Origin of the sequence: Nonomuraea sp. NPDC049269, from assembly GCF_043197155.1 — a bacterium.
In the GTDB taxonomy this organism is placed as follows: domain Bacteria; phylum Actinomycetota; class Actinomycetes; order Streptosporangiales; family Streptosporangiaceae; genus Nonomuraea.
The window spans coordinates 15,155-41,783 of sequence record NZ_JBICSO010000010.1 but is presented as its reverse complement, the minus strand read 5'-3'; the positions used below and the strand labels follow the sequence as shown (position 1 = coordinate 41,783).

At 67.9% G+C, this 26,629-nt stretch carries 21 protein-coding genes and 1 pseudogene; 13 read left to right on the top strand and 9 right to left on the bottom strand.

What is annotated here, in order from left to right; translation table 11 throughout:
• The first annotated feature begins 2 nt into the window (after positions 1-2).
• The 3 genes from ACGFNP_RS46450 (at position 3) to ACGFNP_RS46440 (ending at position 5,604) form a co-directional block, all read left to right on the top strand.
• Positions 3-3,461, top strand: coding sequence for a 5-oxoprolinase/urea amidolyase family protein (locus tag ACGFNP_RS46450; protein ID WP_393330105.1), 3,459 nt, complete (start codon positions 3-5; stop codon positions 3,459-3,461).
• Positions 3,458-5,167: an allophanate hydrolase gene (locus ACGFNP_RS46445; protein WP_393329412.1), complete on the top strand. Its 1,710-nt coding sequence runs from the start codon at positions 3,458-3,460 to the stop codon at positions 5,165-5,167. Before ACGFNP_RS46450 ends, ACGFNP_RS46445 begins: the two co-directional genes overlap by 4 nt.
• Positions 5,168-5,229: 62 nt before the next feature.
• On the top strand, positions 5,230-5,604 hold the full coding sequence (locus ACGFNP_RS46440; protein WP_393329411.1) for a calmodulin: 375 nt from the start codon (positions 5,230-5,232) through the stop codon (positions 5,602-5,604).
• Positions 5,605-7,908: 2,304 nt separating this feature from the next.
• Here ACGFNP_RS46440 and ACGFNP_RS46435 read toward each other — a convergent pair.
• From ACGFNP_RS46435 to ACGFNP_RS46415, 5 genes are all read right to left on the bottom strand, one after another.
• A complete protein-coding gene (locus ACGFNP_RS46435; RefSeq protein WP_358341705.1) occupies positions 7,909-8,307 on the bottom strand; it encodes a hypothetical protein in 399 nt (132 codons plus the stop codon).
• 104 nt (positions 8,308-8,411) lie between these two features.
• Complete coding sequence (locus ACGFNP_RS46430; protein ID WP_393329410.1) at positions 8,412-9,407, bottom strand: TniQ family protein; 996 nt, start codon at positions 9,405-9,407, stop codon at positions 8,412-8,414.
• Positions 9,404-10,402 carry an ATP-binding protein gene (locus ACGFNP_RS46425; protein ID WP_393329409.1) on the bottom strand — a complete coding sequence of 333 codons (999 nt, stop codon included), beginning with the start codon at positions 10,400-10,402 and terminating at the stop codon, positions 9,404-9,406. Before ACGFNP_RS46425 ends, ACGFNP_RS46430 begins: the two co-directional genes overlap by 4 nt.
• Positions 10,393-12,459: an integrase gene (locus ACGFNP_RS46420; RefSeq protein ID WP_393329407.1), complete on the bottom strand. Its 2,067-nt coding sequence runs from the start codon at positions 12,457-12,459 to the stop codon at positions 10,393-10,395. The genes ACGFNP_RS46425 and ACGFNP_RS46420 overlap by 10 nt, the downstream gene beginning before the upstream one ends.
• A complete protein-coding gene (locus ACGFNP_RS46415; protein WP_393329405.1) occupies positions 12,456-13,112 on the bottom strand; it encodes a TnsA-like heteromeric transposase endonuclease subunit in 657 nt (218 codons plus the stop codon). The genes ACGFNP_RS46420 and ACGFNP_RS46415 overlap by 4 nt, the downstream gene beginning before the upstream one ends.
• Positions 13,113-13,625: 513 nt before the next feature.
• Here ACGFNP_RS46415 and ACGFNP_RS46410 point away from each other — a divergent pair.
• On the top strand, positions 13,626-14,882 hold the full coding sequence (locus tag ACGFNP_RS46410; RefSeq protein ID WP_393329404.1) for a hypothetical protein: 1,257 nt from the start codon (positions 13,626-13,628) through the stop codon (positions 14,880-14,882).
• A 141-nt stretch (positions 14,883-15,023) separates the two neighbouring features.
• Here ACGFNP_RS46410 and ACGFNP_RS46405 read toward each other — a convergent pair whose 3' ends face one another.
• Positions 15,024-15,647 carry a YdeI family protein gene (locus ACGFNP_RS46405; protein ID WP_393329402.1) on the bottom strand — a complete coding sequence of 208 codons (624 nt, stop codon included), beginning with the start codon at positions 15,645-15,647 and terminating at the stop codon, positions 15,024-15,026.
• Between the two features lie 153 nt (positions 15,648-15,800).
• Positions 15,801-16,250 carry a carboxymuconolactone decarboxylase family protein gene (locus tag ACGFNP_RS46400; RefSeq protein WP_031171213.1) on the bottom strand — a complete coding sequence of 150 codons (450 nt, stop codon included), beginning with the start codon at positions 16,248-16,250 and terminating at the stop codon, positions 15,801-15,803.
• Positions 16,251-16,425: 175 nt separating this feature from the next.
• On the opposite strand from ACGFNP_RS46400, the gene ACGFNP_RS46395 reads away from it, so the two are divergent.
• From ACGFNP_RS46395 to ACGFNP_RS46385, 3 genes are all read left to right on the top strand, one after another.
• A complete protein-coding gene (locus ACGFNP_RS46395; protein WP_393329400.1) occupies positions 16,426-17,439 on the top strand; it encodes a helix-turn-helix transcriptional regulator in 1,014 nt (337 codons plus the stop codon).
• A gap of 127 nt (positions 17,440-17,566) precedes the next feature.
• A complete protein-coding gene (locus ACGFNP_RS46390) occupies positions 17,567-18,589 on the top strand; it encodes a sensor histidine kinase (protein WP_393329399.1) in 1,023 nt (340 codons plus the stop codon).
• Between the two features lie 10 nt (positions 18,590-18,599).
• Positions 18,600-19,322 carry a DedA family protein gene (locus ACGFNP_RS46385; RefSeq protein ID WP_393329397.1) on the top strand — a complete coding sequence of 241 codons (723 nt, stop codon included), beginning with the start codon at positions 18,600-18,602 and terminating at the stop codon, positions 19,320-19,322.
• 84 nt (positions 19,323-19,406) lie between these two features.
• Here the strand turns inward: ACGFNP_RS46385 and ACGFNP_RS46380 are convergent, their stop codons facing one another.
• Entirely contained in the window at positions 19,407-19,859 is a 453-nt protein-coding gene (locus tag ACGFNP_RS46380) for a recombinase family protein (protein WP_393329396.1), read from the bottom strand.
• Between the two features lie 275 nt (positions 19,860-20,134).
• On the opposite strand from ACGFNP_RS46380, the gene ACGFNP_RS46375 reads away from it, so the two are divergent.
• Positions 20,135-20,710 (top strand): dihydrofolate reductase family protein, encoded by a 576-nt coding sequence (locus ACGFNP_RS46375; protein ID WP_393329394.1) that lies wholly within the window; start codon positions 20,135-20,137, stop codon positions 20,708-20,710.
• Positions 20,711-20,812: 102 nt separating this feature from the next.
• On the opposite strand, the pseudogene ACGFNP_RS46370 reads toward ACGFNP_RS46375, so the two are convergent.
• Positions 20,813-21,145 (bottom strand): annotated as a pseudogene (locus ACGFNP_RS46370) (DUF4158 domain-containing protein); the annotation flags it as partial.
• A 402-nt stretch (positions 21,146-21,547) separates the two neighbouring features.
• Here ACGFNP_RS46370 and ACGFNP_RS46365 point away from each other — a divergent pair.
• From ACGFNP_RS46365 to ACGFNP_RS46345, 5 genes are all read left to right on the top strand, one after another.
• The gene (locus tag ACGFNP_RS46365) at positions 21,548-23,785 is read left to right on the top strand and encodes a hypothetical protein (RefSeq protein WP_393329392.1); all 2,238 of its coding nucleotides are present in this window, start codon (positions 21,548-21,550) and stop codon (positions 23,783-23,785) included.
• Between the two features lie 254 nt (positions 23,786-24,039).
• Complete coding sequence (locus ACGFNP_RS46360; RefSeq protein WP_393329391.1) at positions 24,040-24,309, top strand: hypothetical protein; 270 nt, start codon at positions 24,040-24,042, stop codon at positions 24,307-24,309.
• A 245-nt stretch (positions 24,310-24,554) separates the two neighbouring features.
• Positions 24,555-25,379, top strand: a complete 825-nt coding sequence (locus tag ACGFNP_RS46355) for a hypothetical protein (RefSeq protein ID WP_393329389.1) — start codon at positions 24,555-24,557, stop codon at positions 25,377-25,379.
• A 202-nt stretch (positions 25,380-25,581) separates the two neighbouring features.
• Entirely contained in the window at positions 25,582-25,803 is a 222-nt protein-coding gene (locus ACGFNP_RS46350; protein WP_393330153.1) for a hypothetical protein, read from the top strand.
• Between the two features lie 23 nt (positions 25,804-25,826).
• A complete protein-coding gene (locus ACGFNP_RS46345) occupies positions 25,827-25,916 on the top strand; it encodes a hypothetical protein (RefSeq protein WP_393330102.1) in 90 nt (29 codons plus the stop codon).
• The last annotated feature ends 713 nt before the right edge of the window (positions 25,917-26,629 follow it).

Here is a 26,629-nt window from a genome sequence, read left to right as displayed (position 1 = left end):
GCATGACCCTTCTGGTCGCCAACCGGGGCGAGATCGCCGTCAGGATCATCCGCACCGCCCGCCGGATGGGCCTGCGGACCGTCGCGGTCTACTCCGACCCCGACCGCGGCGCCGCGCACGTCCGGCTGGCCGACCATGCCGTACGGCTCGGCCCCGCGCCAGCCAAGGACAGCTACCTCGACGCCGACCGGGTGCTGGAGGCCGCGATCGCCTCCGGCGCCGACGGGCTCCACCCCGGCTACGGCTTCCTGTCGGAGGACGCCGCCTTCGCGCGCCGGGTCGAGGCGGCCGGCATGGCGTTCGTCGGCCCCACCCCGGAGCAGCTGGAGCTGTTCGGCGCCAAGCACACCGCCCGCGCCGCGGCCCACGCGGCGGGCGTCCCGCTGCTGCCCGGCACCGAACTCCTCGCCGACCTGGCGGACGCGCGCAGCGCCGCCGAGCGGATCGGCTACCCGGTGATGCTCAAAGCCACCGGAGGCGGCGGCGGGATCGGGATGCGGGCCTGCCGCGACGCGGCCGAGCTGGCCGAGGCGTGGGAGAGCGTGCAGCACGTGGCCGCGGCCAACTTCGCCACCGCCGGAGTGTTCCTGGAGCGGCTCGTCGAAGGTGCCCGCCATGTCGAGGTGCAGGTGTTCGGCGACGGCCGGGGGCGCGTCGTGGCCCTCGGCGACCGGGACTGCTCGCTGCAGCGCCGCAACCAGAAGGTGCTGGAGGAGGCGCCCGCCCCCGGCCTGCCCGACTCGGTACGCGACCTGCTGGCCGACAGCGCGGTTCGACTGTGCGAGTCCATCGGCTACCGATCGGCCGGGACGGTCGAGTTCATCTACGACCCCGTGCGGCGCCTGCCGTACTTCCTGGAGGTCAACACCCGCCTGCAGGTCGAGCACCCGGTGACCGAGGCACGCTACGGCGTCGACCTGGTCGAATGGATGCTGCGGCTGGCGCAGGGGGACGGCTCGCCGCTGGAGGCGGGAGTGCCGCGGCCGCGCGGCCACGCGGTCGAGGCGCGCGTCTACGCGGAGAATCCGAGCAAGGACCACCGGCCGAGCGCCGGGCTGCTCACCCGGGTGGACTTCCCCGCCGACGTCCGCGTGGACACCTGGATCGAGACCGGGACCGTGGTCACCACCTCCTACGACCCCATGCTGGCCAAGGTGATCGCGTACGGGCCCGACCGCGAGACGGCGCTGGCCAGGCTGGGCACGGCCCTCGCGGGCACCCGGATCGACGGCGTCGAGACCAACCTCGCCCTGCTGCGGGCGGTCGTCGAGGACCCCGCCGTACTGGCGGCCACGCACCACACCGCCACCCTCGCCGGGATCGGCGACGACTCGCGGCGCATCGAGGTCATCCGGCCCGGCGTGCTGACCACGGTCCAGGACTGGCCGGGCCGCACCGGCTACTGGCAGGTGGGCGTGCCGCCGTCGGGCCCGATGGACGACCGCTCCTTCCGCCTGGGCAACCAGGCGCTCGGCAACGAGCCGGGCGCACCGGGGCTGGAGTGCACTCTGCAGGGTCCGGCGCTGCGCTTCACCCACGCCACCACGCTCTGCGTGACCGGCGCGCCCGCTCCCGTCACCCTCGACGGCACGCCCATCCCGATGTGGGAGACGGTGACCGTCGCGGCGGGCGCCACGCTCGACATCGGCGCCCCGCCGACCGGCATGCGCACCTACCTGCTGGTCGCCGGAGGCCTGGACGTGCCCGCCTACCTGGGCAGCGCCGCCACCTTCACGCTCGGCAACTTCGGCGGTCACGGCGGGCGGGCACTGCGCGCGGGCGACGTGCTGCGCGGCGGTACGGTCCGCCGGGGGTTCACCGGAACCACCGGAGCCTGGCAGCCGGGCACCTGGGAGATCGGCGTCGTGGAGGGGCCGCACGCCGCGCCCGAGTTCTTCACTGACGACGACATCGCCGACCTCTACGCCACCACATGGAAGGTGCACCACAACTCGGCACGTACCGGCGTCCGGCTCATCGGCCCCAAACCGCGCTGGGCCCGGCCCGACGGCGGCGAGGCGGGACTGCACCCGTCGAACATCCACGACACCCCCTACTCCGTCGGGGCGATCGACTTCACCGGCGACATGCCGGTCATCCTCGGACCCGACGGGCCCTCGCTGGGCGGCTTCGTCTGCCCCGCCACCGTCGTGACGGGCGAGCGATGGAAACTCGGCCAGCTGCGGCCGGGTGACACGCTGCGCTTCGTCCGCCTGCCCTCAACGGTCGGCCGGCCCGGTGACGGAGGAGTGCTGGCCCGCCGGGGTGACGTCACCTACCGGCGGAGCGGCGACGACAACCTCCTCGTCGAGTTCGGCCCCATGGAGCTCGACCTGGCCCTGCGCATGCGGGTGCACGCCCTCGCCGAGGCGGTGGCGGCGACCCGGCTGACCGGCATCGTGGACATCACCCCCGGCATCCGCTCGCTCCAGGTCCACCTCGATCCGACCGTACTGGCGCAGGAGCGGCTGCTGGACGTACTGATGGAGCTCGAAGCCGGGCTGCCACCCGTCGAGGAGATGGTGGTCCCCTCGCGTACGGTGCACCTGCCGCTGTCGTGGGACGACCCGGCGACACGAGAGGCGATCGAACGCTACATGGCGGGTGTGCGGGACGACGCTCCCTGGTGCCCGTGGAACATCGAGTTCATCCGCCGGATCAACGGGCTCGACAGTGTGCAGGACGTCTACGACACCGTCTTCGACGCCGAATACCTCGTGCTCGGACTCGGCGACGTCTACTTGGGCGCGCCGGTGGCCACCCCGCTCGACCCTCGGCACCGGCTGGTCACCACCAAGTACAACCCGGCCAGGACCTGGACCGCGGAGAACTCCGTCGGCATCGGCGGCGCCTACCTGTGCGTCTACGGCATGGAGGGGCCCGGCGGGTACCAGTTCGTCGGCCGCACGGTCCAGGTCTGGTCGACCTACGGGCAGGGCACGCCCTGGCTGCTGCGCTTCTTCGACCGCATCCGCTGGTACCCGGTCGGCGCGCAGGAACTGCTCGACCTGCGGGCGGACATGGCGGCCGGGCGGCTGGAGCTGAAGATCGAGGACGGCTCGTTCTCGCTGGCCGACTATCGCCACTTCCTGGACGCCCACTCGCCGTCCATCGCCGCCTTCCGGGAACAGCAGGCCGCGGCCTTCGCCACCGAGCGTGCCGCCTGGGAGGCCGCCGGCGAGTTCGCCCGGGACTCCGAGCCCGCCGACGCGCCACCCGCCTCGGCGGAGGTTCTCGCGGGCGGGGTGGTGGCCGAGTTCGCGGCCGGTGTCTGGCAGGTGGCCGTCACGGCCGGCGAACGGGTCGAGGCGGGAGACAAGCTGGTCGTGCTGGAGGCGATGAAGATGGAGTCGGTGGTGGTGGCCCCGGTGACCGGGGTGGTGGAGCGGGTCCTGGTCAAACCCGGCGACCAGGTCGATGCCGGGACCGCGCTGGTCGTGATGAGAGGAGAGCGGGCGTGACCACGCAGGATGGATGCGGCGCGGCGGCCGCGGTCGACAGGGTACGGCGAGCCTATGCCCGCATCGCCGAGGTGGACCGGCCCGAGGTATGGATCGCTCTGCGCCCGCAGGAGGAGACCGAGGCGGAGGCCGCCGCGATCGACCCTGCCCTGCCCCTGGCCGGGACGCTCTTCGCGGTCAAGGGCAACATCGACGTCGCGGGCCTGCCCACCACGGCGGGCTGTCCCTCCTACGCCTACCCGCCCGAGCGGGACGCCGAGGTGGTGGCCCGGCTGCGCGCGGCGGGCTCGGTACTGCTCGGCACGACCAACCTCGACCAGTTCGCCACCGGGCTGGTCGGGACGCGCAGCCCTTATGGGGCGGTCCGCAATGCCCTTGACCCCTCCTATGTCTCGGGCGGATCCAGCTCCGGGAGCGCGGTCGCGGTCGCGCTCGGGATCGTGGACTTCGCGCTCGGCACCGACACCGCGGGGTCCGGGCGGGTCCCGGCGGCCTTCAACGGGATCGTGGGGCTGAAGCCGACCTACGGCCTCATCCCCACCGAGGGCGTCGTGCCCGCCTGCGAAAGCCTCGACTGCGTCACCGTCTTCGCCCGCTCCCTGCCCGAGGCCCGCCGCGCCTTCGCCGTCATGGCCGCCGCGCCGGTGACGGCGTCGCCCGGCCGACCGGCGACGGGGTCGGCTGGAGAGGCGGCCGTGGGGTCGGTCTTGGGGTCGGCCGGTGAGGTGGCCGGGCCGCCCAGACGGCCGGGGCCCTGGCGGGTGGCCGTGCCGGCGGTGGACGCGCTCGGCGAGCTCGACCCCGGCTGGGCGACGGCCTTCGAGCGCGCCGCCCGCTCGTTCCGCGACGTGGAACTGCTCCCGATCGATCCCGCTCCCTTCCTGCGGGCCGCCGACCTGCTCTACCAGGGCGCCTTCGTCGCCGAGCGCTACCACGCGGTCGGCGAGTTCGTCGCCAAGGGCGGTCCCGACCTGGACCCCACCGTCGCGGGGATCATCATGTCCGCCGCCGCGCTCCCCGCGCACCGCCTGTTCGCCGACCGGGAAACCCTCGCGGGCTTGCGAGCCCAGGCCATGGCGAATCTCGGGGAAGCGGACGCCCTCCTGCTGCCCACGGCCCCCGGCCATCCGACGCTCGCCGAGGTGGCGGCCGAGCCTTTGGCCGCCAACTCCCGACTCGGCCGCTTCACCAACTCCACCAACCTGTTCGGCATGTCCGCCCTGGCCGTACCGGCCGGCACGGTCGGCGGGCGACCGTTCGGCGTGATGCTGCTGGGCCGTGCACACGCCGACGACCACCTGGCGGCGGTCGCCGAAACGCTCAGCCTGCCGCTGCGCCTGGCCGTCGTGGGCGCTCACCTCAGCGACCAGCCGCTCAATCACCAGCTGACCGAACGCGGCGCCAGCCTCGTCGTCACCACCACCACCTCGGCCTACCGCCTGTACGCCCTGCCGACCACCCCGCCCAAGCCGGGCCTCGTCCGTACGGCCGAGGGCGGAGCGCCGATCGAGGTCGAGGTGTGGGAACTACCACCCGACGGCCTGGGCGACCTGCTCGCCGGGATTCCCCGGCCGCTCGCGCTCGGCCAGGTCGAACTGGCCGACGGCAGCACGGTGACCGGCTTCGTGTGCACGCCGGAGGGCCTGGCCGGTGCGACCGACATCACGGCGCACGGCGGCTGGCGAGCCTACCTGGCAGCGAGGTGAGCGGTACGACGTCGGCGTAACCCGGGTGGTGACCCGCGGCTGATTCCGCACACGCTTGGCGGATGGCGTACGGGAAGAAGGGCGGGGCCAGGCTGCCGGTGGTGGAGCTGAGCGACCGCCGTGCCCTGGAACGCTGGCGGGCGGCCGACGAGGAGACGACGGCACGGGCGCCTACGGTGTCGGATCGTGAATGCGATGACCGTCACCACCCCCACGTCGTCGGGAGAATCCTGAAGAGGCCCGCCCCGTACAACCCCCGCTGGAGTTACCACTACAACCCCGACACGGTCGACTTCTTCGACGTGTCCATCGAAGTATGCGTCGCCACCTTCCCCTACGTTGAAGAGCATCTGGACGAGGCGGGCGGCGCGTTCCTGCCCGGACTCATGTTCTGCCCGTGGACGTCGCGGCTGGTCCGAGAACTGCCCGCACCCTGACCACGCCCACCACCACCCGTCAACCAGGCCGATGCCTGCCGCGGCCAGGACCCGGTGATCACCGAGCAGTCCATAGCCATCGAGCCAGATGTCGTCGTCGGAGAGTCCGATGAGCTTCTTGTTCGGGTCATCGAAGTCGGCCCCGCCCACCACGACGGGCACGTCGTGGTGGGCACGGCGCATTCACCTGCGGAAACGGAGCACGCGCGGTCGCTTATCACGAGCATGGTAAAAAAGGTCACGTGTCGATCGACCGATGAATTATCACGGCCAGCCCACGGCCTGGTAACGCTTCGCCGACCGCCTCCGCGGGCTCGTCGGCGTCCTGGACGTCCGGCTCCTCGCCGCCGCTGGTGAGCCCGTGCCCGCACACCCCCGCGTACCCGCCGCCAGCGCCACATGGCCGCGAAGAGGGGCGTTCCTGACTTGCCGGCAGCGCCTGTGCGCTCTGCCTGCACCCATCTGACCAGCGCGGACGCCTCCCGCCAATCCCAGAGAGGAGTGACCCGGTCCCATCGCGGCCCGTGGAACCGCCGTCCGCCCGAGCGTCTCGGGTAGGGCGCCGTGCCACCCGCCCGAGATGAACGGGACGATCAGGCGGAAATCTCCATCAGCCGAAACCGATCAGGAGGGACGACCACCTCGTGAGTCATCGAGGCGAACTGGATCCCTACGAGGGAGTCCGCGGCGGCCGATCGACGCATTTGAAATGTCGCGGTTATTGGCGGAATTCTCGCGACATCGTCACGACAGGCCAGCGAAAGCGGCGCATGGCAGACTTCGCCCTGTCAGGGTGTCTCGCCAATGCGGAGGAATATCGATGCAATCGTCAAAGCGATTCGTCGGCACGCTCGTGATTTGTGTTGGGGCCGCCCTTGCTGCGGCAGCATCCCCGGTCGTCGCCTCTGCGGAGGTCGCGACCACAGAAAAGGCAAGCATGGTCGCCACTGTGAGAAGTTATCTGTGCGGCTGGGACAAGCAGGGCTGCATTGATGTGAGAAACAATATGGCCGAGGACGGCTGCACAGTCGGCCCTATCAGGTTCTCTCTGCGAACCGGCTACTCCTTCGACTTTTGGTGCTGAGAGATTCGCCGGCCCAGCTCATCACCCCCACACTCACCGGCATTCGCTGCGGCCTGCCCATCTCCAGCGCCCTGGCCCTGGAGTTCGGCTGTTCTCCTGCACGATGGCTAAGTGGTCCTGCCCGTAAGTTCTTTGAGGGTCAGTCGCTGAGGTAGAGGCCGCAGGCGCGCAGTCGAGGGCTTCTTGCGGTGTGCCGGTGGGCAGGATCTGGGTCTCGCACTTGCCGCTGCTGGCGAGAGGTAGGCCGAGGCGGTGGCCGCCTTGCCGCGTGAGCGGGGCTATCCGGTCCCGTGGGTGTCGTGCTGGGAGAGCGGAACCTTCGAACTGCGCCGCACTCCCCATTCCGGACTGGTGCGCCGCTGCCTGAGGTGTATCCCAGGCGTGGGGCGCGCGAAGATCGGCACCCCGTGTGTGGATCAAGGGCGCGGACACTATATGACGAACCTGCAGGTCGGGCACCGCTTGGTCACCGAACTGTCCTCAGGATCGTCGTGATCTGTCACGCTCGCGGGGCGCAATGCGCGTACGCCGTGATCTACGGCTCCAGGAAACATGCGTGAGTCAAAAAATCAAGAAAGCCCTGCACCTGCCACTGAACACGCTGGCAAGCCTTTGCGTCGCAGGTCAGAGCCCTGCCTCGATTCCGGCGACAATAAAGATGAAATATTCTCGGATATTCGGCCACGAGAATTCAACATCCGAACGGACCAATAGATCGGGGTGCTTGCACATTCACTTACCAAAGGCGTAAAGAGAAGAAGGGCGCTCTACAATCGAATTGCCTGGCTAGTTTCGGCGCCCCAATGGAAATCGCGACAGCATGCCTTGCACTCCCATGAGAACTTGGTCAAAAGTTCAAAAACTGGGGCAATCATGTACACGAGTGGCCGTGCCCGCGTGACAAGAAGCGACCAAACCGGTGACAGGTGATGACGAACCCGCAGGACAACTAGATGACAAGTCTCAACTGACACGTCGTGGCATAGCCCCAGGACAGCTTCGTGGCTGTCCCTTCTCAATTGAGTTGGCGTGCGGGAGAAGGCGTGACCTGGTGGACGCCAAGTCGACTGAGACATTCAGGGTGATGGCCGTCTCAGGATCATGGCGTGGCAGGTCGAATGTCTCAGATCGCCTGGAGCGTGATCATGGAAAGCTGCGGTGTTCAACGCGGCTGTGGCAGGCACTGCGTCTGGTCCCTCGCCCTGGGGTCCGGCTGCGTGTCAGCGCCTTCCCTGCCAGGAGTAGAAGGCGCCCTCCAGGTGCTCGAAATAGTGATCGATGTGGTCTTCCGACCACTCCATGTCCTCGAGGATTGGGGCTGGATCGCCCTGCGGACTCCAGGCGTAGCCGTAGGGGCTGGCCAACGCCTCGCCTTGTTGGAAGACGACGACGCCGTGCTCGCGGCGGACCTCCTCAAAGTCCATCCCGCCGACGGTGCGGGGGCCGAGTCGGTCGCCGTCCCTCATTGTGCGGGCGAACGCCTCCATCTCTGCCGCCGAGCGGATAAATCGCTGGTCGTCGGTGCCGCGGAAGGCCACGATTGCTACTATCACGACGACCGCGGCTGTGAGGACGCCGACGAACGCCAAGGCTTTCGAACGTGAACCGCTGACTGTCATGTGGCCTCCGGCTGATCGTCGTGAACAATGGTTCGATGATCGTAAACGGACCAGCCGGGCTGCAGCCACCCGTGGCCGTGCACTCGAAGGTGTGTTGCTAGTGATCACGAAATTGCGAGGCCAGGGAACCATGCGTCCTTCTTCGTCGCGGTCTTAGCCTGGCGAAGGATCATCGCGGCATTCTTGCGCTCGTTCTCAATCCATAGATAAAGCGCGTCGCTTCGAAAAGCGCTCCAATTCTGGCCTGGCCTGGCATAGTCGCGGGCGACCGTTCGCCGGATCTCCGCGAGGAGGGCCGGCTCGACGCTGAAGATCATGCCTGGCCTCCGCGACAGGGCGAGGGCTCGCCAGACAGGCATGACAAGGAGACGGGTGAGGGCAACGACCTCGGGGTAACGTCCTGCTGCCTGCGCCGGGCCGTGTTGGTTCGTTGTCAGCTTCCAGTCCTGACCTGCCAGAGTGGCCATGCGCTTGCCGAAGCGCTCTTGATGGCGTCCCTCCCTTGTCCAACTGGAGAAGATGTAGTCCGCGTCGTGAAAGGCGGTCATGACGGCCTTTCGGCCAAAGCGTCGACACAGCCTGCGATGCTGACGGTTGGCGTGAAGAACGTCCTCAACGTGATGAAGTCGCGGCTGTGGTTCGGCAGTTTCGCCGCTGAAGGCGATCCAGCGTTGGTGTCGCCAGCAGATCACGTCTTCAAAGTGATGCCAGCGGACAGGACTGTCGTTGTTCGGGCTCACGTCCTGCTTGAGGAGGCATAATCCGCAGAAGCTGCGACATTGATGAGCTTCACCAGGCCGCGGCCGCCCGTCGAGTTTCATGCTGCCGAGCTCGTCGGGGATGCAGAGCTCCAAGATCGCGTAGCGTAGCGATCGTTCTGGATAGCCGGTGAGGCGGGCCAGCCTGTGAGGGGGAACAGGGACGCTCTTGAGCTTGCTGCCGCTCAGGAGCTCGCGTAGCGAAGACGGCTCGAGATGATTGGCCGTGGCGAGACGGTTCAGATAGGAATCCAGGGTTTCATCCAGGATCGGTGCCGGCCGCCGCGGCAGGAGCTGCAAAGGCGGGGCCTTCCAGGAGATGAAGAGCGGTGGTGAGGTCATGTCGCGTCGCCGCCTTCGGACTCGGCAGCGTGGTCGACCGGGATCTCCTCCAGAAGCTTGCGGGTAACGGCCTCGGTGCCGTCCTGTATGGCGGTGATGGCTCCGGCTCGGATCAGGTGCGACAAGCTGCCGATCATGCCGCCGGTTCGGCGGTGCAGGTATTTGGAAAGCGCCACGAGAGCGCCAGGCTTGTGGTGGTGGAGGCGGAGCTCGCCTTCCATGGCGGCGACCAGTCCCTTCCATTCGGCCTGGTAGGGGAAGGGCCTACTGTTGATGAGGACGCAGCGACCGGCGATCTGTTTGCCACGCACCCCGGTGAACAGTCCCTCGCGCTCAACGTTGATGCCCGCATAGACGAAGGTGGCGGGCAGGTGCTCGGTGAAGTACTTCAGATGGTCGGACATGTCCTCGCCCGCGCTGGTGGCGAGGTTGAGGTTGTGGATCTCGTCGACCAGGACCAGATCGCAGCGGGCCTCGATGAGAATTTGGCAGACGGCGTCGGCGATGTCGGTGGTGTTGGCTGATCTCTTGACCGAAGGCAAGCCGAGGAAGCGTGCGAATTCCATGGCCAGTTTGCGCGGAGACCCCTTCGGCGGGGTCGTCACGTAGACGACTGGAATGCGCTCTCGACGACCCGGATGGCGATCGCGGGCCATCAGTTCGTGGGTGCGACCCAGCTGCTTGATCGCGGTGCTTTTGCCTGTCGTCCAAGGCCCAGAGACGATCATTTCGCGGCGGGCACTGGTCTCTCGCCGGTTCAGCAGGGTGAGCAGGCGCCCCTGCTTGGCGACCTCACGAACGGTGGAGGTGGCCACCACGGCCAGCTCCGAGTGATAGGTGATGCGTGTGTCGTTGTAGGAAGAGCGCTGATCATCGTTCAGCGCGTCCCGTTGTTCCAGGGTGAGCAGCTCGAATCTTGCAGGTGGATCATCGACGAAGCGCCGCCATCCCTCGAGCGTTGTGGTGGGATCGCGGCGGCCTTCGGTCACCTCCATCGTTTGGCCTCCTCATGTGCGTCGAAGACGCCGAGGGGGATGACCTCGGCCAATGGCTCGTCGTCCTCGTCCAGGGGCTCGGGCTCGGCGTTTTGCTGAGGTGGTGGTGTGGGGCGTGGCCAGGACGGATCGGTCGTGGCGAGGGTCTGTGCCCTGACCTTCCGATCCTTGACGGTGTCGGCCCGCGCAGGCCCTTGGCCGGCGCGGGTGAGAAGCTCATTGACGACCTGGGCGATCTGCTCTTCGGTGGGCCGGTCCTGGCCGCGGCGGGCCAGGATCTCGCGGGCGTGATCCCAGGCCATCTCCCCGAAGGGAGCTGCGGTGCTGTGCAGGTGGCGCCAGAAAGCGGCGATCCAGCCGCCGTCGTGGTGGTTGCGCACCCAGACCCGGCTGACATCGTAGGGGTCGTGGTGCACTTCCCACAGGTCCTTGTGGGCGGTGACGCCGGAGGGCTGGTTGCGCAGTGGCTTGAGCGCTTCGTCGTCATAGATCCGGTGATTGATCTTCACCCCGTAGGCGTTGATGGCTCGCCAGACGGCGGGCAGCAATTCGATGTAGTCGTCCCCGGACAGCGGGACGGGAACGTATCCAGCCGCCTCCACCAGGGCTGCGTACTTCTCATTCGGCGTCGCCGCCTGACCTGGAGTGAGCGGGTCGCGCAAGCCGTCATGCGGCCGGTTCTGCCATTTGGCGATCAGCCATTCGTCCAGGAGATCTTGAAGCTGGCGCAGCGGCCAGAGCGGCTCTTTGTCGACGGCGCGTCCGCGATACTCCGCTGAGCGTCCGGTGTAGCCGGAAACGAACTGCGCGAACAGTGTGGCCACCGACTCCAGGGTCCGCTCGATGTGGGGCTTGTCCGTCCCCGTCCGAGGGTGAGCGGGCTGAAGGCTGATCCCGAGCATCCGGCAGGCCGTGCGGAAGTTCGCCGAGATGAACACCTTGCCCTTGTCGCAGACGATGGTCTCTGGAACGATCACCGGTCGGGCCGCGGTGTGTTCCAGGCGCTCGTCCAGCTTCATCAAGCGTTCGTAGGGCAACACCGATCGCGCCATGGACAGCGCCTGTGCCCAGCCTGGGCGCATCAACTCGGGAGTGACCGTTCGCGCCAGCAGGAGCGTCGCATCCACTGACTTCGTGGACGGTCGTAAAACGCCGGCGGTGACCGTGCGGGTGGCTAGGTCCACCATGCCAGTCAGCTCCACCCGTCCGACCACGCCGTCATCCAAGACCACCAGCACGTCCAGCGGAGTGGAGTCGATCTCCATCCACTCGCCCGGACGGAAAGCGGTGACCTGGCTGAACGGCCCGTCCGGACGACTGGCCAGCGAGCGACGAGTGCGAGCTGAGCCGGTGATGTGACGTCCGCGCGAGACACGATCAAACAGGCGGTAGAAGGTCGCCCGGGAAGGCATTCGGACGTCAGGCCGATCAGCCACGACCTGGCCGACCTTCCAGTAGAAGTAGCTCGCGGTCCGGGTGGAGCTGTCCGTAGCCTCCTCGATTGCCTTCGTCAGCGCCGCCACCACCAGCGGATCCACCCGTCCCGATGGTCCACTCGCGCCCTCGTGTCTGCCGTCGATCAGCCCTGCCAGCCCCTGAGCCTGATAGCGCTGGCGCTTGCGCTCGACCGTGCGCAAACTGACGCCCTCACGTCCCGTATGAGCCAACTCGAGAGCCTTGGCTTGGTCGCGTTCGCGAAGCGTGTGCTGGGCGGGGTCGAATTCAGGTCGGGGCGGGGTGCCGGCAGGAGCATCCGGACGCACTCCGGTCAAGATCTCGACGACGTGCTGCTCCCACCAACACGCCTGTGCCACGACCTTCTCGGCCAGCCCGTGCAGAAGTCCTGCTGGCAGGCAAGCCTTGGCGGGACCGCCCAGGTGCTCAAAAGTGGGGTCGGCCATCAGGTGCGGCAAGTGCACCACCGCGGTGTTGCCGTCTTCGGCGGCGATCCGCACCAAGGTGCCGGCCAAGCCGACCACAGTGTGCATGACGTTCTCGAAGATGATGCGGTCTCCGATATGCAACCCTGACGGCCGCGGCGCCTGCGCCCGATTCATCTTCCCTCCCGGGTGCGAACCGTGGTGGCCGGGCTGAGGATCGCGGCCGCGAGGTCGGCCGTCAACCGCCCGGTCCAGAGCAGGTGGTAGAGCACGGGAAGCGTAATTAGCTGATCGCCCACCATCTGGGCGCCGTGGAGCAAGCCGGTCGGAGCGGCGAAGGTCTCAAGGAGCGCCTGGGCGATCTCTTCGCGATAGCAGCGGGGGTGACGGTAACCCGCGAGCCAGCGGAGATTCGACCGCAATACCGGGGCGGGCCCGCCTGTCCGGCGGAACTCCCAACCCACCTCTGCGCAGGCGAGCGTCGTCGCCGCGAAGGCCTCAGCCGCGGCTGGATCGACCCGGTCATCGGGACGCACGTCCACGACCAAGCCCTGGCCGTCGAGTTTCCGAGCGAAGTAGTCCGGGGCATGTCGGCGTACTTGACCGTCTGCGACCCAGGTCAGCCAGAAGGGCTGGGACGCGAAGGAGATGATGTCGCGGTCGAAGTCCATCATCATCAGCACGTCGCGTTCGACCCAGGACTCATAACCAACGTGATCGCCAGTCGTGGCTGACCACCACCAGCCTGGGAAATTCCTCTGCCCGCGGAAGGAAGGGAACGACCGCACCGCGGCCGCCCGCTCGAACCGGATGTTCCAGCTCGACGCCAACGAGGCTCGCTGTTCGGCTCCCGCCTCATCCAGGAAAACCAGGTGAAACCCTGCCCGGTCGACCTAAGCGGTCGATAACCCCACCAAGAGGAACCACCACCACGCACCGTACGGCTGGCAACCAGATGAGGACGCAATGTATCGGGTGGCTGCGCCAGATGTCTGAGACTTCCGTCAACTCACGCCAACTGCGCTGAGACTTCCGCGCTTCGGAGCCAACTTAATGAGACGGGGAGTCTTCCCCCGACGGGTCGTCGCGCCAACCAGGCGAGACCGATCAACGAAACACGCCAACCATCTGAGACACACGCCAGGTCTCGTGAGACAGGACATCAGCGTTTCCGCTGCCAACGAGCCTGCGCGTCACAGCCGGGACACACACGTCTCTCAAGCCCGGACCGCTAACTTGCGAGAATTCTGCCTTCTCGCAAGTTGGCAAGATCTCTCGTCGCGCAACAGATCAGAATTATTGAATTTGAATTTCTAGAAAATAGAAAATGCTAGAGTCTGGGTGTGACAGCTGAGATGGGCGCGGTGACGCCGTGTATGCACTGTGGGACCCCGATCGAGCAGCGGCGGGGGAGGGGGCGGCCGAAGGCGTACTGCCCGGAAGGCGACTGCCAGGCCGCCGCCAAGCGGGAGCGGGAGATGCGGCGCGCCACGCCTGGGCTGGAGGGGGCGCTGGCCAGGGCTGAGCAGCTGTACGACCGGATGGAAGGTGGGCTGGCCGCCGCGATCGAGCCGCTGGCCAGGGCGCTGGCGCAGGAGTTGAGTCCGGCCGGGGTCGAGGCGAAGCTGAGTGCCGTACAAGCCGAGGCGCATACCCGGGTCGCCATCGCGCGCACCGAGCGGGAGCAGGCGTTCGAGCAGGTACGGCTGGCACGGGAGGCCGCCGAGCACGCGCGCCGGGAGGCTGGGGCGATGCGGTTGCGGGTGGAGGAGGCCGAGGCGGAGCGGGATACGGCGCGGGCTGATGGGGAGCGGGCTCGTGAGCAGGCGCTGGCCGCGTTGCGGGAGGCGGCGAGCACCGAACGGCAGGCGCTGCTGTCGGCCGAGGAGGCGGGGCGCCGGGCTGAGCTGGCCGAGCGGCGGGCCGAGGAGGCTGTACGGCAGGCGGAGTTGACCGAGCGGGCCAGGGACCAGGCGGTTCAGGAGCTGGCGGAGCGGGTCGAAGTGGCCGACGGGCGTGTCGCTGAGGCGGAGGCGCAGGCCGTACGCGCTGAAAGGGAGGCGGAAGCTCGGGCGGCACTGGCGGAGAAGGAGGCGGAGGCGCAGGTCGTACAGGCGCGGAAAGAAGCCGAAGCGCGGGCGGTACGGGCGGAAAAGGATGGGGAGGCGCGCGCCCAGCAGGCGCGGAAGGAGGCGGCGGAGACCAAGGCGGAGTGTGAGCGGGCACGTGAGGAGGCGGCGGAGGCCAGGCGGGCCAGGCAGCGGGCCGAGCGGGACCTGGCGGTGGCGGAGGCCAGGGCGGAGGCGGCTGGACAGGAGCGGGAACGGGCCGTCGCGCGAGCGGAGAGCGCCGAACGTGCCGCGGCGGAGGCGCAGGGGGATCGGGCCGTCGCCCTGAACGATGCTGCGAAGGCTCGGGAGGTGGCCGCCACGGAGATCGCGCAGGCGCGGGAGACGGCGGACGAACGGGATCGGTTGCGGGGCGAGTTGCAGTTGGAGCGGGCTCGGTTGGAGGATGCCCGTGCTCAGCTGGAGGCGGCTCGCGCGGAGGCCACTCAACTGCGAGAGCGGGCGGTCGCGGCGGAGCTTCGCGCGGGCTGACCTGCGATAACGCAGCGCTCTATGGCTAAGGTCTCGGGTCGCCTATGGTGCGGACCCTGTACCCCTGCCGCGGCCCTGTGCCCGCCGACCCACCATGTGCGTGGGCTTGGAGGAGCGAGGCGGGGAGAGGAGTGGGCGCATTCAACTGCCGAGGGCGCGCTTTTGTGGGTGGATCGCCTCGCCGCGGGCGAGCATGTCAACGAACTGGGTGATACGGCGGGCTCGGGTCTCGGCGCGTTTGGCGTTCGCGATCCGATAGAGAATGGCGTAGCGGTTTTGGGAGGTGAGGATGTCGAACATAGCTTGTGCCTGGGGTTTCGCGGCCAGTGCGGCGGCCAGGTCGGCTGGTACCTCGATGTCGGCTTGTCCCGCGTAGGCCGTGTCCCAGCGGCCGTCGGCCTTGGCGCGTTCGACCTCGGTCATTCCGGCCGGATGCATCCGGCCCTCGCTGATCAGACGGGTGACGATGGAAACGTTCCGCGCTGACCAGGAACTTTGCCTTCCGCGAGGGGTGAAGCGCCGGCAGAAGGTGATCTCATCCCGCGGTCGTAGCCGACCATCGATCCAGCCGTGGCACAGGGCTTCGTCGAGCGCCTGGTCATAGGTCAGGCTGGTGGGCCGGGTCGTGTTCTGCTTGGCGAGGACCAGCCACACCCCTGCCGAGCTGTCGTGGTGCCTGCTGAGCCACTCCCGCCAGGCTCGGGCATCGGTAACGGTCAGTTCCACTAGTTCGTTGCTCATCGTCATGTGGCCCCTGATGATCATCAAAGGGATGGTTGTCGGCGGTCACCCGAAGGTGGGAGCCCAGGACGGGGGCCTGCCGGAAGTGGCGCTGGATCGGTCAGCGGTGGAGCTGGCCGATCACGTCCTTCGCCATGTCGCCACCGCGGCCTCTGGACGGATGACGCCCGCCCACCTTCACCAGGTCTTGCCGGCCTGCTCCCGGATCGTGTGGTTGATCCGGTTGAAGAAGTTGGTGATGGCGATGTTCAGGATGATCGCGGACATCTGGTTCTCGTCGAAGTGGGTGGCAGCAGCGTCCCAGATCTCGTCGGTCACGCCCGGCGCGCCGTCCTGGATCCGGGTGGCAGCCTCGGTCAGCGCGAGCGCTGCCCGCTCCTCCTCGGTGAAGAACGGGGTCTCACGCCAGGTGACCACGTTGTGCAGCCGCTCCTCGGTCTCTCCATGCTTCTTCGCCGACTGGACGCCGGCGAACACACACGGGCTGCAGCCGTTGATCTGGCTGGCCCGCAGATGGACCAGCTCGAGCACGAGCGGGTCGACGCCACCGGCGTGAATCGCCTTGTGGAGATGCTGGATCGCTGTGATCACGTCGGGATTCGCCACGCTCTTCATGCGTGCTTCCATGGGTCCTGCCCCTCGTCGGTTACGTGCGCCCATCCGGGCCCGTCATCTGACGCACCTTGGCGGAGGTCATCGTCGTCGTAATGGACTTTTCGGCCGAGGAGTTCTCGGCCATGCCGGCGACGTTACGGTATGACCCGGTCAGAAACGGTCCTGGTTATCGAGCAGACTGTTAGCCGTGGTCAACACCTCGGCACGGCTGCTGCGGCTGCTGTCTTTGCTGTCAACGCGGCAGTCCTGGACGTGCGCTGATCTTTCCGCCCAGCTGGAGATCACCGAACGGACGGTTCGCCGGGACATCGCCCGGCTACGTGAACTCGGCTACGGCATCGAATCGGAGATGGGCCCATGGGGCGGCTACCACCTCGGGCCTGGAACCAGCATTCCGCCACTGATCCTTGACGAGGAGGAGGCCCTCGCGGTCGCTGTCGGGCTGCGCACCGCCGCCTTCAGCGGAGTCTCCGGCAGCGACCAGGCAGCCCTGTCGGCGCTGCTGAAACTACGCCAGGTGCTGCCGGCCAGGATCGCCGACCGGCTCGGCGAGCTGGACGCCGCGTTCACCCACACCGCACGACCCGACGACAGCCAGATCTCCCCCGCACTGCTGCTCGACCTGGCCACCGCGTGCCGGCGAGGCGAACGCACCGAGTTGACCTACCGCGACCGGGCCGGAACGACGTCCACCCGCCAAGTGGACCCCTACCGGCTCATCTACACCGGCCGCCGCTGGTATCTCCTCGCCTACGACCTGACGCGGCAGGACTGGCGCACCTTCCGTACCGATCGCATCATCGATGCCACAGCCACCGGGCAGGCCACTGCCCTGCCCGACCCGCCAGATCCGGCACAGATGGTCAGCACAGGCGTCGCGCTGAGGCCCTACCCGGTGCGGGTGACCATCCGCCTGGCCGTACCGGCCGATGAGGCCCGCAGGCTGGTACCACTAACGGTCGGCGTCCACCACCCGGACGGCGATGACGCCACGATCATCGACATCGGCGGGCCAGACGCCGACAGCCTGGCCCGCTACCTGCTCAGCCTCGGCCGACCACTCCAGATACTGCACCCAGAAGAGGTCCGCCAGGCATTCCTCACCCGCACACAACAACTCCTCAAGGACAACCAGTGGCACAAACACCCGCCGATAGCTGACACGGCTACCTGCAGTGACGGATGTTGCCAGCCACCATGAAGTGCGACTGCAATCTCGACTGTCTCAATCGAGGGTTCGCCCTGATGCTGAAGTTTTTCGAGCTGGAGGGGCGTTTCCCGCGCCGGGAGGACGTGCCGAAGGCCGCGGTGGACTATGTGGCGGGCAGGTGAAGGTCGATGCGGCGCTGTCGACGGAGACCACCCAGGTGACCGTGACGCGGCTGATCTCCATCGAGGCCGGGGTCGGGATCACCTTGCTGCTCGCCCTCGGTGTGGGCGGATTCCTGCTGGTACGGCTGGGACTGCGGCCGTTAACCAAGATCGAGAAGACCGCGGAGGACATCGCCGGCGGCCACCTCGATCTGCGGGTCGCGTCAGATCCACGTACCGAGGTCGGCCGGCTCGGCGTCGCCCTGAACACCATGGTCGGCAGGCTGTCCGCCGTGCTGGGCCAACGGGAACAGTCCGAGGCGCGCCTGCGCAGGTTCGTCACGGACGCCTCGCACGAACTGCGCACCCCGCTGACGTCGATCCGCGGCTTCGCCGAGCTGAACCGCCGCGGCGGCGCGCCGGACCGGGCCGACGTGGACCGGCTGATGGGCCGGATCGAGGACGAGGCGATCCGCTTGGGCCGGCTGGTCGACGACATGCTGCTGCTGGCCAGGCTGGACCAGGAACGCGCGCTGGACCTGGCCGAACTGGACATCCGCACGCTCGTCGAGGACGCCGTGCACGACGCCAAAGCCCGCGACCCGGAGCGGCCGATGATCCTGGAAAGCGCCGACAAACCGGTCCGCGTCACGGTGGATGAACACCGCATGCGCCAGGTGATCACGAACCTCGTCAGCAACGCCATGGCCCACACCCCGCCCGGCACGCCCGTACACGTCCGCGTAGGCATGCCCGCCCAACGGCCCGGACCTCCTGTGGCCGCGGCGGGGAGCCTGGAATCGCGCGGTCGCGTCGTGCTGGAAGTGATCGACAAAGGACCTGGCATACCGCTGGAGGCCGCCCCGAACATCTTCGACCGGTTCTACCGGGTCGACGAGGCCCGCTCCCGCACGCGCGGCGGCACCGGGCTCGGCCTGGCCATCACCGCCGCGATCTTGGAGGCCCACGGCGGCCGCGTCGAACTCCGGACGGCACCCGGCCAAGGCGCCCACTTCACCGTGCTGCTTCCGTGGTCCTAGCCGGGGCGAGATGGGCCTGCCGGACGTGCTGGTGTGCACCACCCTCGGCTCCCTGATCGGCGCGCTGGCGCTGTACTGGATCGGGGCGCTGCTGGGCCGCGAGCGCGTGCTGGCCATCGCCGCCAAGCTGCCGCTGGTAAAGGTATCCGACATCGAGGAGACCGAGGCCTGGTTCCTGCGCCACGGCCGCAAGACCGTGTTCTTCGGCCGGATGATCCCCCTCTTCCGCAGCCTCATCTCGATCCCGGTGGGCGTGGAGCGGATGCCGCTGCCCACGTTCACCCTGCTGACGACGGTCGGCAGCCTCATCTGGAACACCGTCTTCGTGCTGGCCGGCTATTTCCTGGGCGAGAACTGGTCACTGGTCGAGACCTACGTCGGCCTCGGCACGAACGTGGTGGTCGCCATGGTGGTGGCGGCGGTGCTGGTCTTCGTCGGGTACGGCTGGCCGAGCGGCGCAAAAGCCGCCAAGCGGCTCGCCGTTGAGGGCCTGCGGCGCTGGGCGCGGCCTGGAGTTGGCGGCGCTGGCCGATTATGCAGTCCGGTTCGCGGACCTCGTTGGGTGGGGCAGACGGGCGACCTTCACCACTTCATACACCACGCGGTGTTCGGATTGCGCGGACATGGAGCACCATCCTCCTCTTGCGGAAGAGGGCAGGCGTGGACCGCTAAGGTCACAGCGCCCGCCGCGGCGTCCGCGCCTGCCGTGCCGATGGCGGTCCTGGCGTCGTGATCGCGGAGCATGCGCAGGACGGTCGCCGCCGAGGGGTGCCGGCCTTTCCGCTTGCCCGTGGTGATAACCAGGCGTGAGGCGATGTCACGCAGGCTGAGGTTCTGTTCGCGCAACGGCCGCGCCGCCGATGTTCTTGCCGCGCCTTCGGGCCGCCTCGTGGCCCTCCAGGGTGCGGTCGCGGATGTACTCGCGTTCCATCCCCGACAACGCGGCCAGCACGGTGAACACGATCCCGGACGGGTCATGCGAGCCCTGCAGGTCGCCGGTGAGGAACTCCAGGCCGACGTCGGCCGCCTTGAGCTGCTCGGCCAGCGCCGCCAACTCCAGGCCGCGGCCCAGCCGCTTGTGTTCGTGGACCACCAAGGTGACCGCGACGCCGGAGGCCCGCAGCTCGCGGACCAGGGCGACGGCGCGCTCGAGTTCGGGCGGCCGCGTTGCGCAGGTGGAGATCTTCTCGGAGAAGATCCGGGTGACACCTGCCTCCGTCAGAGCGTCGAGCTGGGTGTCCAGGGAGCGCAGGGTTCTGTTCGCCGTCATCGAGGAGACGCTGCTCACCCTGGCTGATGACATTTTGATCTGTTGGTCGTCGGCGGGCGCGGAGAGGATTGGGCATGACGATCCAACGCGTCACCACCACCTCTGCCACGGCCGCTCTCGCCAAGCCACTCAGCATCGGCGGTCTGGGCGCTGCGCGTGGCAAGGGTGAACGCGCCGCCCATGCGCACCGGACGCGCGCAGCTCGCGCAGCCTGTCGAAAGCCCGCGAGGCGTACGACGCGTTGGTAGGACACCGACAGAGGGAGGGCGTTACTTATGGCACAGGTGATCTGCGACATGTCCATATCGCTCGACGGGTACGTCACCGGCCCGAACGACAGCCGCGAGAACCCGTTCGGCGACGGTGCCTGGATGCTGCACAAGTGGATGTCCGACCAGGCGACCGACGAGGATCGGGCCATCCTGGAGCAGGTGATCGATGACTGGGGTGCGGTGGTGATGGGCCGCAAGTCGTTTGAGAAGAACGAGGGGGAGGGCGGCTGGGGCGAGGCCGGCCCGGTCGGCGATGTCCCGTGCTTTGTGGTCACTCACCACGAGCCGACCAGGTCGTACCCGCCTGTGTTCACCTTCGTCACCGACGGAGTGGCCAGCGCGATCGAGCAGGCCAGGAAGGCGGCGGGGGACAAGGTCGTCGGGCTGCACGGCGCGACCGTCATGCAGCAGGCGCTCCCGCTCGGCCTGGTCGACGAGATCCGCGTGCACGTGATCCCGGTCCTGGTCGGCGGCGGTACGCCCTTGTTCGGCATGCTCGACTCCTCGATCACCCTCGAACGCACCCAGGTGATGGCGACCCCGGCGGCGACCCACCTTTCCTACCGCGTCGTCCGCTGACCGCGAGGGACGATGGGGTAGCTGAAGGAGACCACCAAGTCGATCGTGAGCACGATGCCCCAGGGGACCATGACAGACCAGAGGGGCATCGTGCGGTCGACGTCACCGACGAGCAGCGGCTGCGGGCCGTCGACCCGCCAGCGTTTTGGCGACGTATGTCTTGCGGATCACTTCCTGGTGCTCGAACGGCGTATTGCGCCGCTCGGTGTACTGGTTGATCTGCCAGACATCCTCGATCCCGAGTTGCTCGCCGAGATACACCAGCACCTCGCCGGGCACATCCAGCGGGTCCGTCAGGAATCGCCCGACGTACTGGGCTGTCGTCAGCTGGAGAGCGAAACCGAGGCGGGCATGTGCCCCACGCCGCTCGGCGGTCAGCGCCCGGTCCGCGTCGTCCAGGTAGAAGAACCGCTCCAGCTCCGCCTGCGACGGAGCACCCGAGAAGCGGCCGCCTCACCATCACTCAAAAACTCAACCGGCACAGACGCCGAAGGTAGGGCAGGCCCGGCAAGCAGGACGAGCGGAAGATCAGCTGGGGCACCCGCTAACGGGACTCTCCGTTCGGATGCTCGTCATGCCCCGTGAAAACCCAGAGTTCCCGCGAACCCAAGGGTCGACACTGGACCATTGGGGTGCTTTGGGAGGTTATGCACCCTTGGGTTCGACCGGAACCGGAGACCGTGTACTGCCAATCGGCCCCAGCAGCGCCGGGCAGCTCCGTCGTCGGAAGGCCCCGGAGGGGAGATCGCCTGCTGCAGACCGTGAACAGTGGACCGCGAGAGTCTCCGGGGTAGCCGATCATCGGCAAGCGATCTTGACCTACGCGACGATGGAGCTATGCCAGGACGCTTTCTGAAATGGGTGGGCATCGCCCTGTTCATCGCCACGGCGAGCGGGATGGCCCTCTACTTCTCCCAGAGAGAACTCCAGGAGGCCGACCAGTCAGCCAGCGTGATCAGCGCGTTCATCGGCCTGGCCGGTCTAGCAATGGCGGTCTACGGAACGCTCGCCGACCACCGTACCCGGTCAACGTCGAGGCCGGTGAACGATGAGGAAGCCCTCACGGCCGCCAAGAAGGCGCTGACCGTCCTGGTGTCCCAGCAGTGGCGCACCGAGGCGACCATCCGGTCGCTAGATGATCCTGAACCCATCCCAATCTCCTGGCACCTGGTCGACGACGCGGGCCTGATGGACCATCCGCATCTGGTCGGCGAGCACCTGCTGACGTTCAACGGCTCCAGCGACCAGGTTTCCAAACTGGCTCACGCTTTTCGCGGCTTGCGCCGCCGACGACTGGTCATCACCGGCGGCCCTGGCACCGGCAAGACCACCTTGGCCATCCAGTTGCTGCTGGAACTGGTCGCTCCCGACCGGGATCCGGTCGATCCGGTCCCGGTGCTGGTGCCGGTCAACGGCTGGGACACTAGCATCCACCCACGGCTGCAGGATTGGATGGCCACCCGCCTGGCCTGTGACTATCCGGAGCTGAACGCTCCGGAGCTCGGGGTCGACGCCGCCAAGGCCCTGGCGGCGCACGGCCACATCCTGCCCATCCTGGACGGCCTGGACGAGATCCCCGAACCGGCCCGGGGCGCGGTGATCTCCACGCTGAACCGGTGGCTGGCTCATGGGGATCAGTTCATCCTCACCAGTCGCACCACCGAGTTCGCCACGGCGGTCGACCAGGCCGGGGGCGTGCTGAGGGCCGCCGCGGCCATCGCTCCCGCCACGATCATCCCCGCCGTCGCCGAAACCTACCTGCGCACATGGCTGCCGCCGGTGCCCCGCCACGACTGGACCCCAATCTGGTCCGCGCTGAGAGACGGCTCCTGCCCGGGCCTGAGCCGACTGGCCGAAACCGCGCTGGGATTGTGGCTGATCCGTACTGTGTACACCGCCCCCGGCACCGATCCCACCGAACTGACCGACACCGCCCGCTTCCCCACCCCCGCCGCACTACAAGCCCATCTGTTCGACGAACTCATCCCCGCCCTGATCACCGCACGGGAACCCAGCGACAATCCCGCCGAGCCGTTCCGGCCCCGCCACCGCCAGGACCCCGCCAAGGTTCGGCACTGGCTGAGCTACCTGGCCAACCACCTCACCTACCAGTCCGATGCCACCGACGGCGAGGACGGCGGCCAAGGAACCCGCGGCTTCGCCTGGTGGCGCCTGGCTGCCACCACCGGCACCATGACTTTCACCACTCAGCTCGCCCTCACCGTCGCCATCACCCTCACGGTCGCGCTCACGTTGGGGCCGACGTTCGAATTGGTGGACTGGGCCGAGAACACCTATATGGAGGAGAAGGACCAGTACCTGGGGGAGTTCCCGCTCGGAATCGTGGGGCTCGCGGCCGGGCTTGCGGTCGGCGTCTACTTTGGGATGAATGTACGGTTCTGGGCACAGGACAAGCCCGGGTACGCCGATTTGCGCATCCGCCATCGCTCCGCAGCACTCATCCGCCGATTCATGCGCTGGTTCACGCTCGGGCTCACGTGCGGGCTCGGGCTCTGGCTCCTCGGAGCTTTCCAGCTCGAGGATGGGTTGCAAGTGACTGGCGTTCTAACCCTCTTTCTCTGGTTCGGACTCACAACTGGGCTCATGATCTGGCTCGCGATCGAGATCCCGGCTTGGGCAGACACGCCGCCCCCGTCCAGCCCCATCGTCGCGCCGCTCGACAGCTGGCGCGCTAACCGGACCCTCAACCTGCTCCGCATCACTAGCAGTGCGCTCGCGGGCGGATTGTGGCCCTTGCTCATAGCTGCCTCGACCTCAATCTCGGCAGGGCCGCTCGACACCTGGATCGCCGCTCTGTTGTTGTCCCTGCAGGTCCTCGCATTCGCGCTCACGTGCGGGCTAACGTTCGGGATCGCCGGTCAGCACCGAGCCTGGTGGGCATACCTAGTCGCCACCAGCAAACTGGCCTGGGCCGGTCACCTGCCGCGTCGGTTGATGCCGTTCCTGGACGACTGCCACCGCCTCGGGCTGCTGCGCGCGGTCGGCCCCATCTACGAGTTCCGCCATGCCGAACTTCACGACCACCTCGCCGCGAACTACCAACACCCCACCTGACCCGAATACGACCCCTCGAATACCACATGGCACCGGATCGAGATGCCTGGCAGGGGCCGGCGCGCGACTTCTCGGCTTCATCACTACTGCAAAAATCTCAGCGACGAAAGAGAAGCTTCACCGATCCCGAGATCCCTTCAATCGCGAGAGCGACGTGCTCTACACAGAGAACGCCCTGGTCTTGAGGCGAGATGATCTGGGGAGGCGCTCGGGAACCCAGGGGTTATTTCTTAACCGACTGGGCGGGCTCGTCGATGACGATCCCGCAGCCCAGCGCGCCGTACCGGTCGACGATCGGAGAGCTCGCCGAGCTGCTGTGCGCCGCCCCCGGTCACGGGGCGACGAGCGCGCGCCGTGTCGCCCAGGTGGTCCGAGACCTCGCCGGCCGAGACGATGCCCCTCTGCGCCTGCTAATCGGCACCGATGCTGTGCCGTTGGCGCAGCAGGCGGCACAGGAACTCGCCGCCAGCGACGAGGCCTGGCGAGAAGTCAGTCTCAGCGTCTCCGACGGGAGCAACGCATAGCAACCTCCCAGCGGGGCTCCCGGCTGATGTGCCTGTGAGGCCGACATGACCTGTGGTGAGCACGGACCGAGTCTTGCCCGGCCAGCAACCAGACGGCGGCAACCGAGCGGGCGACCGAGTCCGGATGATACTGCTACGCTGCCCGGCAGAATCGACCGGAATTGTCGGATCCGGGCCACCTTGTTCGTAGCTGGGGTGAGAAGCCGCCCATCAGGGCGCTGTCACGACTAAGGGAGATGCGAACGATGCCGCACCCTCAGGCCAAGATCCACCGCATGTACGAGCTCGTCGAGCCGATCGCCACCGTCACCTTCTCCGAGGTGGTGAACGAGGCGTTCCTGGCCCTCGGCATGCGCAACTACTGGGACGGATACTTCGCCGGCCGGGCCGCACCACTGGGGCCGGCACCGGCCGAGGTCGTGCACGCGGTCTTCTACAACTTCGCCGACGGCGAGGTGGCGCGCCACATCCCGTGGGTGTGGGGGAAGATCAGCCCGCAGGAGGCGATCGCCGTGCGCGAGCGGGGCAGCGCCGCCGCGCTGCGGCAAAGGATCGGGGAGCTCGCCGACTCTCCCGCTCTGGTACAGGTCGCCGACCTCGCCATCCGAGCAGCGCTCAGCGCGCCGACCGAGGGCCGAGCGCTGTACGCCGGGCTCCGGACGCTCGACGTGCCCCAGGAGCCGGTGGCCAGGCTCTGGCACGCGGCGACGCTGCTGCGCGAGCACCGCGGGGACGGCCACAACGCCGCCCTCCTCGCCCACGGCATCGGCGGCACCGAGTCCCACGTCCTCATGGCTGTTTCCCTCGGAATGAGGGCGGAGGAGTTCGGCCGGATCCACCACCTGCCCAAGGCACAGCTGACCGCCGTCGTCGACGGGCTGCGCGGCCGCGGCCTCGTGAACGCCGCCGGCGAGTTCACCCACGCCGGCCGGGAGATCAAGCAGCGGATCGAGGCCCTCACCGACGAGCTGGCAGCCCCGGCGTACGACGTGCTCAGCGCGGACGAGCTCGACGAACTGATCGCGGGGCTCGAGCCGATCGCCGCCGCGGCACAGGCCGCCGACGACTGAACGGGCGACGGCCACGACCCCCGGCCCGGCCACCAAGGTGAACAGGTCGTTGCGCGGGATCACCCGCATGGCGTTGCCGAAGGCGCCTCCGCGGTCGAGGCCGATCAGCCCGTCGAAGCGGTAGCGACCGCGGCCTGCACGCCACGCCTGGCCGCGATGCTGCTGCCCCACGCGCGAGCGATGCCCTACCCGACTCGAAGACATGGCTGCCCGCTTCTTCGCGCCACACACCAGCACCGCCGAAGCCCTGGCTGCCCGGCTACTGGCCGCCGCCCGCGTCTATGCCTTCCCCGGCCACCCGTTCGAGGTGACCTGGTACGCCGAACTGGCCCACCTGATCCACCAGCGCGGCGGGCTGGATTCGGCCGGAGCACGCCGCCACAACACCGTCATCCTGGCTTCCGGCGACCGCCGCACCGGCTAGTCTCACTCGGGCGCTGCTGGTACCTGATCGCCTGGGACCTCGACCGCGCCGACTGGCGCGTCTTCCGCCTCGACCGGCCCGGCCGCCACCGGAGCGCGCTTCCGCCCGCGTGACCTGCCCGCCGCCGACGCCGCCGCTTTCATCGCCGACCGGCTCGGCTCTCGGCCCACCCGGCATGACATCATCGTTGTCATCCACACTCTGGCCGGCGCCCTCGAACCGGTCGTCGCCGTCACCGGCGGCCGGTGCGAGCCCGTCGACGACCATTCCTGCCGTTTACGGCTGCAAGTGGACGCCTTCGACTGGCCGGTGTTCCTCTTTGCCGCGATCGGCGCGGAATTCAACGTAATCCATCCCCTGAGTTCCGCCAGCACCTTTGCGACTTAGGCAAGCTCTTCCTACGTGCCAGCACCGCTTAGCCGGATCATGTACCTCAGATATCTCCGGTGAGCCAGACAGGCCCGTGGAGATGACGCGGGCGCGGCGGAACTCCAGGGCGAGGTCTTCGATGTTGAGGGTGAGGATTTCCTCGACGCGGGAGGCTGTGTCGTACAGGAGCCTCCGGAGCACCCAGCGCGGCGACCGGATGCTCCGGCCCGGCTGTGTCACAGCTGCGAGGCCGACGGAGCCGGTGGCCTGGGGGATCGAGCCTTCTTGATCTTAGGGGAGAGGCCCACTCGAATCTGCTGATCGGCTGAACCGCCATTATCCCTTGGCCATAGAGTCCAGCAACCAGGGTTGCGTCCACGGGAGTGGTGTATGAGTTTGGCCTGGTAGAGAGGCGTTGAGGGGGTACAGCCAAGGTACGGCGGAAACCGGCAATAGG

What these genes read in the sequence shown, in the direction of transcription:
- ACGFNP_RS46450 (WP_393330105.1), top strand. Translation starts at nt 3, where the DNA reads ATGACCCTTCTGGTCGCCAACCGGGGCGAGATCGCCGTCAGGATCATC.
- ACGFNP_RS46440 (WP_393329411.1), top strand. Translation starts at nt 5,230, where the DNA reads ATGGCGTACGGGAAGAAGGGCGGGGCCAGGCTGCCGGTGGTGGAGCTG.
- ACGFNP_RS46435 (WP_358341705.1), bottom strand. Translation starts at nt 8,307, where the DNA reads ATGACAGTCAGCGGTTCACGTTCGAAAGCCTTGGCGTTCGTCGGCGTC.
- ACGFNP_RS46430 (WP_393329410.1), bottom strand. Translation starts at nt 9,407, where the DNA reads ATGACCTCACCACCGCTCTTCATCTCCTGGAAGGCCCCGCCTTTGCAG.
- ACGFNP_RS46425 (WP_393329409.1), bottom strand. Translation starts at nt 10,402, where the DNA reads ATGGAGGTGACCGAAGGCCGCCGCGATCCCACCACAACGCTCGAGGGA.
- ACGFNP_RS46420 (WP_393329407.1), bottom strand. Translation starts at nt 12,459, where the DNA reads ATGAATCGGGCGCAGGCGCCGCGGCCGTCAGGGTTGCATATCGGAGAC.
- ACGFNP_RS46405 (WP_393329402.1), bottom strand. Translation starts at nt 15,647, where the DNA reads ATGATCATCAGGGGCCACATGACGATGAGCAACGAACTAGTGGAACTG.
- ACGFNP_RS46400 (WP_031171213.1), bottom strand. Translation starts at nt 16,250, where the DNA reads ATGGAAGCACGCATGAAGAGCGTGGCGAATCCCGACGTGATCACAGCG.
- ACGFNP_RS46385 (WP_393329397.1), top strand. Translation starts at nt 18,600, where the DNA reads ATGGGCCTGCCGGACGTGCTGGTGTGCACCACCCTCGGCTCCCTGATC.
- ACGFNP_RS46380 (WP_393329396.1), bottom strand. Translation starts at nt 19,859, where the DNA reads ATGACGGCGAACAGAACCCTGCGCTCCCTGGACACCCAGCTCGACGCT.
- ACGFNP_RS46375 (WP_393329394.1), top strand. Translation starts at nt 20,135, where the DNA reads ATGGCACAGGTGATCTGCGACATGTCCATATCGCTCGACGGGTACGTC.
- ACGFNP_RS46365 (WP_393329392.1), top strand. Translation starts at nt 21,548, where the DNA reads ATGCCAGGACGCTTTCTGAAATGGGTGGGCATCGCCCTGTTCATCGCC.
- ACGFNP_RS46360 (WP_393329391.1), top strand. Translation starts at nt 24,040, where the DNA reads ATGACGATCCCGCAGCCCAGCGCGCCGTACCGGTCGACGATCGGAGAG.
- ACGFNP_RS46355 (WP_393329389.1), top strand. Translation starts at nt 24,555, where the DNA reads ATGCCGCACCCTCAGGCCAAGATCCACCGCATGTACGAGCTCGTCGAG.
- ACGFNP_RS46350 (WP_393330153.1), top strand. Translation starts at nt 25,582, where the DNA reads ATGGCTGCCCGCTTCTTCGCGCCACACACCAGCACCGCCGAAGCCCTG.